The organism is Bradyrhizobium sp. 2TAF36, assembly GCF_052114925.1.
Lineage (GTDB): Bacteria > Pseudomonadota > Alphaproteobacteria > Rhizobiales > Xanthobacteraceae > Bradyrhizobium > Bradyrhizobium barranii.
Genome location: NZ_JBFRFR010000055.1, coordinates 81,095 through 95,467 on the forward strand (window position 1 = coordinate 81,095; position 14,373 = coordinate 95,467).

12 protein-coding genes are annotated in these 14,373 nt (G+C 64.8%); 3 read left to right on the forward strand and 9 right to left on the reverse strand.

The window, feature by feature from the left end:
- Positions 1–49: 49 nt before the first annotated feature.
- From AB4Z51_RS28945 to AB4Z51_RS28985, 9 genes are all read right to left on the reverse strand, one after another.
- Positions 50–643 carry a L,D-transpeptidase gene (locus AB4Z51_RS28945; protein WP_028151979.1) on the reverse strand — a complete coding sequence of 198 codons (594 nt, stop codon included), beginning with the start codon at positions 641–643 and terminating at the stop codon, positions 50–52.
- Positions 644–993: 350 nt separating this feature from the next.
- Complete coding sequence (locus AB4Z51_RS28950) at positions 994–1,968, reverse strand: hypothetical protein (protein WP_441498489.1); 975 nt, start codon at positions 1,966–1,968, stop codon at positions 994–996.
- 84 nt (positions 1,969–2,052) lie between these two features.
- Complete coding sequence (locus AB4Z51_RS28955; RefSeq protein ID WP_441498490.1) at positions 2,053–2,616, reverse strand: redoxin domain-containing protein; 564 nt, start codon at positions 2,614–2,616, stop codon at positions 2,053–2,055.
- Positions 2,617–2,647: 31 nt separating this feature from the next.
- The gene (locus AB4Z51_RS28960) at positions 2,648–3,346 is read right to left on the reverse strand and encodes a cytochrome c biogenesis CcdA family protein (protein ID WP_085403979.1); all 699 of its coding nucleotides are present in this window, start codon (positions 3,344–3,346) and stop codon (positions 2,648–2,650) included.
- 529 nt (positions 3,347–3,875) lie between these two features.
- Entirely contained in the window at positions 3,876–4,487 is a 612-nt protein-coding gene (locus AB4Z51_RS28965) for a sigma-70 family RNA polymerase sigma factor (protein ID WP_441498491.1), read from the reverse strand.
- Positions 4,488–4,809: 322 nt separating this feature from the next.
- Entirely contained in the window at positions 4,810–5,541 is a 732-nt protein-coding gene (locus AB4Z51_RS28970; protein ID WP_166348014.1) for a response regulator, read from the reverse strand.
- A 24-nt stretch (positions 5,542–5,565) separates the two neighbouring features.
- Positions 5,566–7,311: an ATP-binding response regulator gene (locus tag AB4Z51_RS28975; RefSeq protein WP_063979952.1), complete on the reverse strand. Its 1,746-nt coding sequence runs from the start codon at positions 7,309–7,311 to the stop codon at positions 5,566–5,568.
- Positions 7,281–9,281, reverse strand: a complete 2,001-nt coding sequence (locus AB4Z51_RS28980; protein ID WP_223154137.1) for a sensor histidine kinase — start codon at positions 9,279–9,281, stop codon at positions 7,281–7,283. The genes AB4Z51_RS28975 and AB4Z51_RS28980 overlap by 31 nt, the downstream gene beginning before the upstream one ends.
- A gap of 83 nt (positions 9,282–9,364) precedes the next feature.
- Complete coding sequence (locus tag AB4Z51_RS28985; RefSeq protein WP_441498492.1) at positions 9,365–10,360, reverse strand: TRAP transporter substrate-binding protein; 996 nt, start codon at positions 10,358–10,360, stop codon at positions 9,365–9,367.
- Positions 10,361–10,503: 143 nt separating this feature from the next.
- Here AB4Z51_RS28985 and ugpB point away from each other — a divergent pair, with 143 nt between their 5' ends.
- The 3 genes from ugpB to AB4Z51_RS29000 form a co-directional block, all read left to right on the forward strand.
- Positions 10,504–11,886 carry a sn-glycerol-3-phosphate ABC transporter substrate-binding protein UgpB gene (ugpB, locus tag AB4Z51_RS28990; protein ID WP_441498493.1) on the forward strand — a complete coding sequence of 461 codons (1,383 nt, stop codon included), beginning with the start codon at positions 10,504–10,506 and terminating at the stop codon, positions 11,884–11,886.
- A gap of 191 nt (positions 11,887–12,077) precedes the next feature.
- Complete coding sequence (locus tag AB4Z51_RS28995) at positions 12,078–13,025, forward strand: aminoglycoside phosphotransferase family protein (RefSeq protein WP_441498498.1); 948 nt, start codon at positions 12,078–12,080, stop codon at positions 13,023–13,025.
- A gap of 245 nt (positions 13,026–13,270) precedes the next feature.
- On the forward strand, positions 13,271–14,373 hold a 1,103-nt coding region (locus AB4Z51_RS29000), incomplete at its 3' end, for an ABC transporter substrate-binding protein (protein WP_441498494.1).

A 14,373-nucleotide genomic window follows, 5' to 3' on the forward strand; every position in this document is an offset into this window, starting at 1 on the left:
TGCTCTCTCGAAAAATCGGGAAAAGGAATATTCGCTAAGGCGAGGAAGATCAGAGCTCGGGCTTCTGCCGGATGACCACCTTGGTACCGACCGGGACGCGATCGTAGAGATCGGCGACGTCATGGTTGACGAGACGGAAGCAGCCCGAGGACACCTTGGTGCCGATCGTATCAGGGCGGTTGGTGCCGTGGATGCGGTAGACGGTGGTGCCGAGATACATGGCGCGGGCACCGAGCGGATTGCCGGGGCCGCCGGCCATGAAGCGCGGCAGATAGGGCTGTCGCTGGATCATCTCCGGCGGCGGCGTCCAGTCCGGCCACTCCTTCTTGTTGGTGATGTTCACCAGCCCCTGCCACTGGAAGCCGTCGCGGCCGACGCCGATGCCGTAACGGATCGCGCGCCCGCCCGGCTGCACCAGATAGAGGTGGCGCTCAGCGGTCGAGATGATGATGGTGCCCGGCGTCTCGGTGGTGCGGAAATAGACCACCTGCTTCTGCCATTCCGGCTCGAGCTGGTAAGCGTCGTCGGCGACCAGCCCCGGCTCGTCGCCGCGGTCGGGCTGCTGCGCGGAGGCGTATGAGGTGGTCAGGACCAGGCCCAGCGCCGCGATGAACGCCCCGGTCAGGCGACGATAATCCGTCATTTCAAGCTCTCCCCGCTGCCACAGCGTAAATCATTCGGACCATCTGAACTCAGGGGCAGCTTCGTGGCAAGTTCATGGCGCGCCCGGCTGGTATGTCACGAGAATGCTTTGGTTTTTTGACGAGCCCGGGCAATGCCACAAACAGGGGATGGCGCGAAAAGCAGTGCCGGCGCCATCCGCCGGGTGGCGGGCTGTCAAATCTGCAGCCGTCATGCCCGGGCTTGTCCCGCCTGCGCGGCCGAAGCCGCTTCGGCGAGGCGAAGGCCCGGGCATCCACGTTCTTCGTGCCCTGGGTAAAGACGTGGATGGCCGGGACAAGCCCGGCCATGACGACGTGGAGGTAGCGCGCTCTAAATCTTGTTGTTCTCCGGCGCGATCTCGAGACGCCGGACGATTTCGGTCCCCACCGCGCGGGCCTCGATCCGGGACCCGATTCGTGGGCTGCGAAAGCGTCGCCCTGAGCGCAACCGGATCGTGACGATGCAGTGCTCGTCCTCGGACCGGCCGCGGCGGTCGACGGTGATCGTCTTCACGTCGTGCCCCTCGATATGGTCGGCGCGCGGCGTGCCGTCGCCCCACAGGCGTTCGACGCGGATATCGCTTTCGCGGATGATCCAGAACGCGCCGGTCACGAGATTGGCGTATCTGTAAACCGCGAATGCGGCGATCGCGCCGAGCGGCAGCAGCAGGATGTCGACATGGCTCGGCGGCCATCCACGCCAGAGCTTGTAGGCGTAGGGAACGGCGGACAAGGCGACGGCGATCAGCGCGACTATCCTTATGTCCCGGGCGGAAAACGCCTCGAGCGGCTCGCCGAGACGCATCTCGGGATTGCTGGCATCGAGCGGATTGATGGGTGACTCGACGTCGGGGACATCGAACTGCGCGGCGATCCGCGCCACGGTGTCGCGTACATGCGTGACGTCGGAGATCGGCGGGGACGTCAGGCGCTCCCCCGAGGCCAGTGTGAAGGCCAGCTGGAAACGGGCTTTCGCCCGCTTGCTGCCGGGAACCTGTAATCCCCTGATGTCGTCTTTCGCCACGATCCTGGTCCGGAGTTTTCCGAACGGTCGCTGTTGCCCGATCAGGATCTCGTTCGGCGTGATGATCCACACCACCGCCGGCGCCAGCATGATGCCGACGACGAACGCCGCTCCCACGAAGAGCGCGGCCACCGAGACGATCACCTCCAACGTGTCGTGCGTGAACAGGCCCGGCGTGAAGCACAGCGCCACAGCGGCCGCAAAGCCGGACATGACCAGCCGCTGCGCGATCGAGGCGCCTTCGCGAAGGCGAATGTCGTTGCTGGTGGTCGCGTCGTCCATTGCGGGCGCTGATTCCGTCGCTCGGGAAACTCCACGGACGGGTCCGTGGAGTCAAGCAACAACGGCGGCAGCGGCGATCCGGCCTCAGCTGTTGGCGTTCAGCAGCTTTGCCACGGTGCGGTCGATCTCGTCGTAGCGGCCCTCGCCCTCGTGCTGGAACACGATCTTGCCGTTCTGATCGATGATGTATTGCGCCGGCCAATACTGGTTCTGGTAGGCGTTCCAGGTCTTGGAATCATTATCCTGCGCCACCGGATAGGTGATGCCGTGGCGCTTGAGCGCGGCCTGCACATTGGCGGCGGAGCGCTCGAACGGGAATTCCGGCGTATGCACGCCGACCACGACGAGGCCCTTGTCCTTGTACTTGGCATAGAGGTCGGTGACGTGCGGCAGCGTGTTGACGCAGTTGACGCAGCCATAGGTCCWGAAGTCGATCAGCACGACCTTGCCGCGGAGGTCGGCGATGCTCAGCGGTTTCGAGTTGAACCAGGTGTTGATGCCGGTGAAGTCGGGCGCGGTCTGCTGGCTTGCGGCAGCCGTGACGACAGGGGTGGCGCGCGCGGCCTCGTCGCAGATGCCGGGGATGACGGCGCCTGTCACGGCCATGCCGATCAATGCGGCGGAGACGGCGAGCAGTTTGAAAGTCATGGAAGCGTCCTCCGGTGAAGATGAGGGATGATCACAGGCCGATCTGGCCGGTGGGATAGAATCCGGTAAGCCACGCCACGATCAGCGTGTCGTACTGGAAATAGGCCGCGACCGCGAAGGCGATCACGACGACACCAAAGCCCTGCTGCAGCCGCGGCGAGATCCGCGCGAGGCTGCGCACGCGCGTGGTCGCAGCCTGTCCGCCATAGGCGATCGCGAGCATCGGGATCGCTGCGCCGATGGCATAGGCAATCAACAGCACGCCGGCCCAGCTGGCGTTCTTCGACGTCGCGACCAGCGTCAGGATCGAGCCGAGCACCGGACCGGCGCAGGGCGTCCAGACCAGGCCGAGCGTGGTGCCGAGCACGAGGCCGCCGAGCGCGCCCTCGCGCTGCACGGCGCCGGAATTGCCGAGATCGAGCCAGCCATTGAGCCGGATCGAGAGCCATTCGAACGGCGCCGGCCACAGCATCAACAGGCCGAAGCCGAGCAGCAGGATCGACGCGGCCTCGCGCAGCACGTTCGGATCGAAATCGAACAGCCGCGTGATCGCACCCAACAGCAGCGCGGTCGCCGAGAACGAGACGACGAAGCCGAGCGCGATCATCGCGGGCCGCAAGTGGCCCGCCCGCCCGATCGAGGCGCCAAGCAGGATCGGCAGCATCGGCAGCGTGCAGGGCGCGGCGATGGTCAGGATGCCGGCAAGGACGGCGAAGACAAGTTCGAGCATCGGGCACTCGTGAAGGAGGTCACGAGGGCAGTTCGGGATGGCTGCGCGGGTTGTTACGTGGCGTCACACCTTCGTGAGGGGGCGGCTGCCTCGCGCGGCCGCTCTGCCGGCCACGGCGACGGTGCGCTCCCTCCCCCCTTGCGGGGGAGGGCGGGGGAGAGGGGTAGCCCCGGAAAAGGTCTATCCATCCGCGATCGTACCGCGCACGGCAAATCGAGGGAGTCCCCGTGCGGTACCCCTCTCCCTGCCCCTCCCCCGCAAGGGGGGAGGGAATGAAAGAGCGGTGCCTACCTCACGCCAGCGGGAAGCGGGGCCTCAGCCCGCCAAACACAAAACGACCCGGAGGGGGGCATCCCGTCCGGGTCGCTGGAAGTCTTGGGAGGTTTAACGAAACCGTATGTGGGCTTTATAGGAGGGAAGTTTTTCCGCCTGATGTTGTGCTTTGTTTCAATTATTTCGTCGGCGGTAACACTTCCGTGTCCGGGGACAGGGCCGAAACTTCGGTCCTATCCCATTGAAATCCTTGGTCTTAGGCGGCGAAACGGTCGACGCCGGCGCCCTTAAGCAAATCGGCCAGTTGCTTGCGGGCATAGAACATCCGGGTCTTCACCGTGCTCTGCGGGATGCCGATGATCTGACCGACCTCCTCCACCGACTTCTCATGGTAGTAGACGAGGTTGATGATCTCGCGATGCGCGGGCGACAGCTTTTGCACGCAGGCGCGCAGGATGGCGCTGGTGTCGTTGCGGTCGAGCGAGGTCTCCGGCGTCTCGGCATCGTCAGGAATCTGGCGCACGTCGTCCTGGTCGATGTCCTCGAAGCGGCGCTGGCGCATCGCAGTGAGTGCCTTGAAGCGCGCGATCGAGAGCAGCCAGGTCGAGACCTGCGAGCGGCCCTGGAACTGGCCTGCCGTGCGCCACACGTCGAGGAACACCTGGCTGACCAGGTCTTCCGCCGTGGTCGCGTCACGCACGATGCGCAGGATGAAGCGATAAACCCGCACATTGTGCCGGCAATAGAGGATGTGCATGGACGTCCGGTTGCCGTCCGCAATGCTCTCCAGGAGCATGTCGTCCGAGGCCGCCTGAGCGGCAATGATGCTCTGGCTGGCTTGGGCGTTGATGGCGATGACGTTCGGCATTGACTTAGCTCCCCGTAGCGCCGCAACCGAGCGGCGTTTCCTTGGACCAAAGTGTTAATCAGCGAACGTTTCGGGACGTCTGCACGAAAAGCGAAAAATGGTTTCGTGCGCYGCCAAATTGTTTCGTCGGACAGGCCGCGACGAAACATTCGGGGTGAAAAGCCGTGGAATTTCAATGTACGGAAAATACGGGGGTGGGGATTGGGGAGCGCCCGGCGCAGCCGGGAACGAAATTCCGGGCTTTGCGTTCGGTCGCGCCACCCATGCCGTCATTCCGGGGCGCGAAGCGAGCCCGGGACGACAGCGGTAGGTGCCGCACGACTTACGCCTTCTCGCCCGCGGGCGAGAACAGATAGCCGCCGCCGCGGATGGTGCGGATCACGGCTGGCTTGGTCGGGTCGGGCTCGATCTTGCGGCGGATGCGCATGATGCGCAGATCCACAGCGCGGTCGAAGGCTTCGGCGTCGCGCGCATTGGCCAGTTCGAGCAGGCGTTCGCGCGACAGCACGCGCTTCGGATTGGCCGCAAACACCTTGAGCAGCCCGAACTCGGACGCGGTGAGCGGATGCTCGTTGCCTTCGTCGTCGCGCAAGGCCTGCGCTTCGAGGTCGAGCCATTTGGTGCCGAAGCGCACCAATTGATCCTTGTCCGATTTGGCGGGCGTGGTCTCGGCCGCCTTCACCGGCGTGCTCCGCCGCAACACCGAGCGGATGCGCGCCATCAGCTCGCGCAGCTCGCAGGGCTTTGCCACGTAATCGTCGGCGCCGAGCTCGAGACCGACGACACGGTCGATCGGGCTCGCGGTCGCCGTCAGCATGATCACGGGCACGTTGATGCGGCTCTTGAGGTCGCGGATGATCGAGAGGCCGTCTTCCTCGGGCATGTTGAGGTCGAGCACGACGAGGTCGGGCATGCTGCCGTCGATCGCGGTGCGCAAACTCTTGCCGCCGTCGCACAGCGTCACGGTGAAGCCGTGCATCTTGAGGTAATCGCCGACCATCTCCCGGGCCGGGGCCTCGTCGTCGACGATCATGATGTGCTGGCTTTGGGTCATATCACTCAGATCTCGGTACTCGAATCACGGCAACTCGGTCGCGGGCAGGGTGATGGTGAAGGTCGATCCCTTGCCGGGACCGTCGCTCTCGGCCGTCACCTCGCCGCCATGCATGTCGATAATACGCTTGACGATGGAAAGCCCAAGCCCCGTCGAGCTCTCGCCCGCGGTCGGTTTGGCCGACAGCCGCTGGAACCGGCCGAACAGGCGGCCGAGATCCTCCGGCGACAGGCCGGCGCCCTCGTCGCTGACGCGGACGACGGTATCGCTGGCTTCATGGGTGACGGCGACGATGATCTTGCCGCCGATCGGGCTGTATTTGATGGCGTTGCTGATCAGATTGTCGATCGCCTCGCGGATGCGGTCGGTGTCGCACATGGTGACGATGTTGGGTGGCGCCGTGACGCTGATCGCCTGCTGCTTGTTGACCGCGAGCGGGTGGTTGGCATCGGCGACCTCCTTCACCAGCGCCGCGACGTCGACCGGCTCGCGGCGGATGGTGATGTCGAAGGCATCGGCCATCGCGTCCGAGATCAGATGATCGACCATCGTGGTCAGGCGCTTCGTCGCATCGCGGATGTGATCGACCTGGGCGACCACGCCGTCGGACGAGGCGCCGGTCGAGATCAGCTCCTTCAGCATCTCGGTKCGGCCGAGGATGACGCCCAGCGGGTTCTTGAGGTCGTGGGCGACGGTGCCCAAAATCTCGTTCTTGAAGCCGTTGGCGCGCTGCAGCCGCAGCCATTGCGCCGAGAGGCGGCGGTTGGCCTGCATCAGCGCGCGGGTGCGCTGGGCGACGCGGTCCTCGAGCTGCGTGTTGGCGTCCTGGAGCTGCTGGTAGAGGATGACGTTGTCGAAGGCGATCGAGAGCCGGCTGGAGAAGATCTCGACCAGCGAGCGGTCGGTCTCGGACAGCTCGCGCTCGGCCTGCAGCAGCACCACCACCTCGCGGCCGGAGCCGGTCCGCAGATAGATCACGCTGCGGTGGTCGGCGAATTCGTTCTTGCGGCCCTGGAACGCGGCTTCCACCATCGTACGCAGATCGGGGTCGAGCGCCTTCGACGAGGTCGTGCCGATGAAGCGGCTGTAGCAGCCGCTGCCGGCGAGCACGGAGAGCTCGGGGTCCACGCCGCCATTGTCGCGCAGCACCAGTATGCCGGCGCAATCGACATTGAGCAGCGAGGCGAGCTGGGTCAGCACGCCCTCGGCGAGCCGCTGCATCGACTTGAAGTCGTACAGCGTCGAGGCGGCGTCGATGATGATCTCGAGCCCGCGCCGCGTCTGCACCATGCGCTCGAGCTGCTGATAGGAGCGCAGCGCCGCGGTCAGCGAGGTGAACAGCTTGTCGGCGGTGAGCTCGGTCTTGGCCTTGTAGTCGTTGATGTCGTACTGGACGATCACGCGCCGCTCCGGCGCCTGGCCGGGCTGTCCCGTGCGCAGGATGATACGTACGGTCTCGTTCTTGAGCTCGTTGCGGATGAACTCGACCAGCTCGAGGCCGGCGACATCGGTCTCCATGATGACGTCGAGCAGCACGGCGGCGATATCGCCATGCGCGGCCATCAGCTTGCGACCTTCCGCCGCGGAATGGGCGGAGAGGATCTCCAGCCCCTGGCCGTTGAGGCTGTAGTCGGACAGTGCGAAGCGGGTGCCGTCGTGCACGGCCGGATCGTCGTCGATGACGGCGATCTTCCACTTCCGTGCGTTCTGGTCCTCCGGTGCGGTACCGGTATCGTCGATCAGGTGGAGGACATCGTCCTGTTCGGCCATTGAGAAGTCCCGTCAGTCTCTGTGCTTTGCGCGCCGCCCTTGGCGACCCGGGGCATGATAATGCGAAAAGTAGTGCCTTGTCCCAGCTTGGATTCCAGCATCATGCGTCCGCCGAGCTGCTGGGTGACAAGGTTATAGACGATATGCAAGCCGAGTCCCGTACCACCTTCATTGCGCCGGGTGGTAAAGAATGGGTCAAAGGCCTGGCGCTGCACGTCAGGGGTCATGCCGGCCCCGTCATCGGCGAAGATGATCTCGATGTCGTCGGTCCCGCGCGGCCGCGCCGAGATCGTGATCGTGCCGGCGCGGCCGTCGGCAAAGGCGTGGTTGGCGGCGTTGAGGAAGAGGTTGGTCAGGATCTGGCCGTAGGAGCCGGGATAGCCGTCGAGCAGGAGCCCCTCGGGTACGTCGGCCTGGAGCGTGATCGGCGAGCGCTTCAGGACCGGACGCAGGCTGGCGATGATCTGGTCGGTGGCTTCGCTGAGTGAGAACTGCCGCCGCTCGGCATGCGAGCGGTCGACCGCGACCTGCTTGAACGACTGGATCAGCTCGCCGGCGCGGGTGAGGTTGGCGACGAGCTGCTGCGAGGCGTCGCGCGAGGACTGCACGAACTCCTCCAGCTGCGAGCGCCGCAGGCCGCCGTCGCCCTTGAGCTGGGCCTCGAATATCTCGGTGCGCCGGGCAAAGCTGGAAGCGACGGTCAGGCTGATGCCGATTGGGTTGTTGACCTCGTGCGCGACGCCGGCGACGAGGCCGCCGAGCGCCGCCAGCCGTTCGGCGTCGATCAAATTCTGCTGCGCGGTGTTGAGCTCGAGTAGCGCGCTCTCGGCCTTCTCCTTGGACGCGCGCAGCTCGTCCTCGGTCTCGCGCTTCGCGATCGCGTTCTCGCGGAACACCTCGACGGCGCGCGCCATGGCGCCGACCTCGTCGCGTGCCTTGGTGCCCTGCACCTCGCGGTCGAGGTCGCCGAGCGTGATCGCGCGCATCGCGGTCATGATCTGCTGCAGCGGCAGGCGGATCGACAGCGCGATCAGCACGCCCGCGGTGAGGATGATGCCGAGGAAGATCACCGCGATCGACAGCACCCGCCGCGAGATATCGGCGAGGGTACGATCAAACGTCTCCTGCGCCTTCTGCTCGCGCTGGCGCATCTTGGTGGAGAGATCGTCGATGGCGCCGATCGCCTCGGCCTGGCTGGCGTCGATGGTGTTGCGCAGCAATTCGGTGCGGCTCGTCAGCTGCTCGGAGAGTTTGGCGAAACCCTCGCGCAGCGCCATGGTGCGGGTCCCGAGCCGTTGCAGCGCCATGCGCTGCAGGTCGTTGTCGGCGAGATCGATCATGACCGGAATGGTCTTCTCGATCGTCTCGGTGTTGCGGCGCGCATCATCAGCGGCACCGGGCGAGAGCGACAGATAGTAGGAGTTGGCGGCCACCAGCATCGCGGTGAAGGCCTCGCGCGACTTGCCGAGCGAGGGCCAGATCAGCGCGTCGCGATGACCGGTGGCACCTTCGATGATGGAATAGAGACCGGCCATGTCCCTGGCCGGGCCCTGCACCTGCTCCTCATAGGTCTTGGCGATGGTCGCCTGCACGCTGCGCAACTCGCCGAAGCCGTTGAGGAAGCGGTCGGTGGTGCGCTCCAGCTCCTCGACCGAGCCCGACAGCATCGGGTCCTTGGCGGCACGGTCGGTGAGCGTGCCCAGCACCGCCTCGCGCAGCAGCAGGATCTCGGCGAACAGGTCCGGGCTCGGCTGGTTGATGTAGCGGTGGATCAGATTGTGCAGGCGCCCGGTCTCGCTCTCGAGCAGCGCCAGGATGCGGTCGGATTCGCGTACCTGGCGGACGTCGCCCCAGGCCGAGCCCAGCACCTGCGTGCCGTTCCAGATCAGCCCCACCAGCACCACGACCACGGCCGAATTCAGCGCCGCGATCGACAGGATGCGCCAGCGGATCGGCACCGCGCGGAGCATCCCGACCAGGCGTGCGCGCAGCCGCCCGAGCGGGCCGGGCGGCCTGTCTGCGTGCTCGCTGTGTCCAAGTGYAGCCAAGCGGCTCACTCCACCTTGCGAATGCGTTCAATCAGCGCGGCCGCGGCGGGATCGCGCCCCGCCTTGGCATAGATCGCAGCCATCGCGTCCTCGAACGGCTTGCGGTCGATATCCCTGGCGACGGTGATGCCGGCGGCTTCAGCCTTGTGCTGCGACTGCTCCTCGAGGTCGTGCCACTTCTCGCGCATGAACCGGCTGGAGCGAGCCGCGGCCTCGCGGAATATCTGCTGGTCGTCCGCCGACAGGCTTTTCCAGGCCTTCAGCGAGATCACCAGCACTTCCGGGCTCATCGTGTGCTCGGTGAGCGCGAGGTGGCCGGCATGTTTGTAATGGTCTGTCGTCACGAAAGATGGCCAGTTGTTTTCGGCGCCGTCGATCAGATGGTTGGCAAGCCCGGTGAGCACCTGCCCATAGGGCATCTCGACCGGTTCGGCGCCGAGCGAGCGAATCATCTCGCTCATCAACTCCGACTGCTGCACCCGGATCCGCAATCCCTTGAGGTCGGCGACACTTCGTATCGGACGGACGCCGTTGTAGATCGACCGCGCGCCGGAATCGTAGAAGGCGAGCCCGACGAAGCCGTAGGGCTCGAAACTGCCGAGGATCTCGCTGCCGATCGGCCCGTCCAGCACCTTCTGCATGTGCTCGATGGACCGGAACAGGAACGGCATGGCGAGCACGTTCATCGCCGGGACGAAGTTGCCGATCAGCGCCACATTGGTCCGGTTGAGGTCGATCGCGCCGACCCTGGTCTGCTCGATGGTCTCCTTCTCTTCGCCGAGCTGACGGGAATGGAACACCTTGATCTCGTGCCGGCCGCCGGTGCGCTCGGCAATCAGCGCGCCCATGTAGCGCAGCGCCTGGACGGTCGGGTAATCCTCGGCCTGGGTGTCGGCGGCGCGGAATTCGCGCGCAGCTGCGCCCGTCGCGCAGACCGCGAGAAGAAGCGCGACGAAGATCAACCCGGTCCGCGAGAGTTCGGCACGGTTCAGCACTGGCACACTCAACCCCTCAGTGGTGGAGTCTATGGCGAAGCAAAAAGGTTCAATGCAATCTAGCAGATGGTTGAGGGAAGGCCATCCCGCCGCACCCGGCGGAGCGATTGTGCGGCGCGGCCGCCGTTCATTCCCGGTTGAAACAGGAAATGCCGCGCCTTAAGCAGGTATGGTCGCCTTTGCCGCGCGACACGGGAAGAGCCATCGTGATTTCAGCATCGAGTCTTTTGCGGATCCTCGCCGCTTTCATCGTCCTCGCAATGCCTCTTCAGGCGCGCGCCGCAACCGACATCGCGCTGTGGCACGCCATGTCCGGAGAGCTTGGCCGGCAGCTCGAGAAGCTCGCCGCCGACTTCAACGCCTCGCAATCCGATTACCGCATCGTGCCTGCTTACAAGGGCAACTACACCGAGACCGTGACGGCGGCGATCTTCGCCTTCCGCTCGCGCAGCCAGCCGGCGATCGTCCAGGTCAACGAGGTCGCGACCGCCACCATGACCGCGGCCAAGGGCGCGATCTATCCCGTGTTCACCATGATGCGAGACATGAACGAGCCGTTCTCGCTGGGCGATTACCTTCCCGCAGTCTCCGGCTATTACACCGATGCGGCCGGCAATCTGTTGTCCTTCCCGTTCAATTCCTCGACGCCGATCCTCTATTACAACAAGACCATGTTCCGTGACGCGGGCCTCGATCCGGAGACGCCGCCGAGGACATGGCCCGAGCTTGGGCTTGCCGCGAAACGCCTGCGCGAGCGCGGCGCTGTGTGCGGCTTCACCACCTCCTGGCCGTCCTGGATCCACATCGAGAATTTCTCCGCCTTCCACAATCTGCCGCTCGCGACGCGGACCAATGGCTTTGCGGGGCTGGATGCCGAGCTGACCATCAACAACCCGGTCGTCGTGCAACACATCGCCCAGCTCGCCGAGTGGCAGAAGGACAAGGTGTTCGATTACGGCGGCCGCGGGCAGTCGGCCGAGCCGCGCTTCCAGAAGGGCGAATGCGGCATCTTCATCGGCTCCTCGGCCACGCGGGCCGACATCAAGGCGAATTCGAAGTTCGACATCGGCTACGGCATGATGCCGTATTGGCCCGATGTGAAGAACGCGCCGCAGAACTCGATCATCGGCGGCGCCACGCTATGGGTGCTGCGCGACCGCCCGCGCCAGGAATACAAGGGCGTGGCGCGGTTCTTCGCCTATCTGTCGCAGCCCGGCGTGCAGGCGGCCTGGCACCAGAACACCGGCTATCTGCCGATCACCCGCGCCGCCTTCGAGCTGACGCGCGCGCAGGGTTTTTACGAGCGCAATCCGGGCTCCGCGATCTCGTTCGAGGAGATCACGCTGCATCAGCCGACGGAGAACTCGAAGGGCATCCGGCTCGGCTCCTTCGTGCTGATCCGCGGCGCAATCGAGGACGAGCTGGAGCAGGCCTTTACCGGCCAGAAGGGCGCGCAGGCAGCGCTCGATGCCGCGGTCGAGCGCGGCAACAAGCTGCTGCGCCAGTTCGAGCGCGCCAGCCCGGACCGGTAGCGTATGCCTGAGCGCGCGCCTCGTCCTTCGAGACGACCGCTTCGCGGTCTCCTCAGGATGAGGCTAAGCGGCATCGGTGCCTGCCAAAATCGCTGCCACGCACTCCGCCCTCATCCTGAGGAGCCCGCCAAAGCGGGCGTCTCGAAGGATGGGCCGAGAGGGGAACTGCTTTTGAAATGCATAAGGTTGCGATGTCGATGAAACTACCTCACTTCACCGACGCGGACAGCTTTCTCGCCTTTCGCTCTGATCCACGGCAATGGCTGGGAATTGCGATCGACATCGCGCGCAGCCATGGTCTCGATACCAGTTCGCCGCACGTGTTTGCGACCGGCACCAATCTCGTCGTCGGCCTCAGTGAGAAGCTGATCCTGAAAATCTTCCCGCCGCTGTTGCGCGCGCAATTCGTCTCCGAACGCGGGTCCCTGGCGCAGCTTGCCGGCCGCCTTCATCTGCCGATCCCGGAGATCGTCGCGGAGGGTGAGCGCGACGGCTGGCCTTACCTCGTCATCACGCGCCTTGCCGGCACGCTCGGCTCGGAGGTGTGGCCGCAATTGGCCGAAGCGCAGAAGGAGCGCCTGCTGCGGCAGATCGGCGAGACCATCGCCGCCGTGCAGCGCGCGCCGCTTGGATCGCTGGCGGAGATCGAGCCGCGCTGGGCCGCGTTCATGCGCGCCCAGATGCAAGGCTGTAGGGCGCGGCACATGCGCCTCGGCCTTGCACCGAAATTCCTCGAAGGCCTCGACGATCTCCTGCGCGACGCGGCCGAGCTGATTCCGATGGAAGCGCCGCCGGTGATCCTGGTCGGCGAATATATCCCCCAGAACTTCCTGCTCGCCTGCCACGACGATCAATGGTCGCTCGCGGGCCTGTTCGACTTCGGCGACGTGCTGACGGGATGGCGCGACTACGATCTGCTCGGCCCCGGCGCCTTCATGGCGGCCGGCCGGCCGGGCCGGGTGCGCAGCCTGCTCGAAGGCTTTGGCTATACGAAGCCGGATTTCGCACTGAAGCGCCGGCTGATGGCGCTGATGCTGCTGCACCGCGCCAGTGACCTCAACAGCCACGTCTGTATCGAGGGCTGGCAGGACAGGGCGAACGATCTCGTCGAGTTGCAGGATCTTATCTGGGCGGGCTGAACCGCCCAAGCCATCTGCGACGTCCTGCTCAATCCGGCAGCGCTCAATCTTTCAGCTTATTTTTAGAGCAGAATCGCATCTTTGTATGCAATTGACCGGCTTGCCCAAAAGGCGATCAGCCGCCGAAATCATAAAAAATCGATTAGTATCAATGATTTATATGGAAATTAAGATCCCATTAAGCGCTGGCACGAACCTTGCGAATCCCTGTTCCAACCAGAAACTTTTGCGTTGGAGCATTTTCCATGAAGCGCCGCGATTTCCTCAAGTCCGTGTCCGGATTGGCCGCAGGCGCGGCGCTTCCGGCGATGCCACAGGTCATCTCCACCGCCTATGCCGATGCGCGTTCGGAGACGCTGCTGATCGTCTCGGAAGGCGGCCCGAACAATCTCGACATCCACGGCGTCGGCACCAACGTGCCCGGCTATGAAGTGTCGTGGAATTGCTACGACCGCCTGATCAGCCACGAGATGAAGGCCGGCCCTGGCGGCGTGCCCTATTACGACCGCGACAAGTTCAAGGGCGAACTCGCCGAGGAGATGAAGATCGACGACATGTCGGTCACCTTCAAGCTGCGCAAGAACGCCAAATTCCACGACGGCACGCCTGTCACCGCCAAGGACGTGAAGTGGTCGCTTGACCGCGCCGTCAGCGTCGGCGGCTTCCCGACCTTCCAGATGAGCGCGGGCTCGCTGACCAAGCCGGAGCAGTTCGTCGTGATCGACGACACCACCGTGCGCGTCGACTTCCTGAAAAAGGACAAGCTCACGATCCCCGATCTCGCCGTGATCGTGCCCTGCATCGTCAACTCCGAGCTGGTGAAGAAGAACGCCAGTGAGAAGGACCCCTGGGGTCTCGAATTCACCAAGCAGCAGACCGCGGGCTCTGGCGCCTACAAGGTGACGAAGTGGACCGCCGGCACCGAAGTGATCATGGAGCGCAACGAGGATTGGGTCTGCGGTCCCCTGCCGAAGATCAAGCGCGTGATCTGGCGCATGGTGCCGCAGGCCGGCAACCGCCGCGCGCTGCTGGAGCGGGGCGACGCCGACATCTCCTACGAGCTGCCGAACAAGGATTTTCAGGAGATGAAGGCGAACGGCAAGCTCAACGTCGTGTCGCTGCCGTTCTCCAACGGCATCCAGTATATCGGCATGAACGTCACCAAGCCGCCGTTCGACAATCCGAAGGTGCGCCAGGCGGTCGCCTACGCGCTGCCCTATCAGAAGATCATGGACGCGGTGATGTTCGGTCTCGCCAACCCGATGTTCGGCGCGCCGAAGGACAAGCCGACCGAAGTCGCCTGGCCGCAGCCGCACACATACAACACCGACATCGAGAAGGCGAAAGC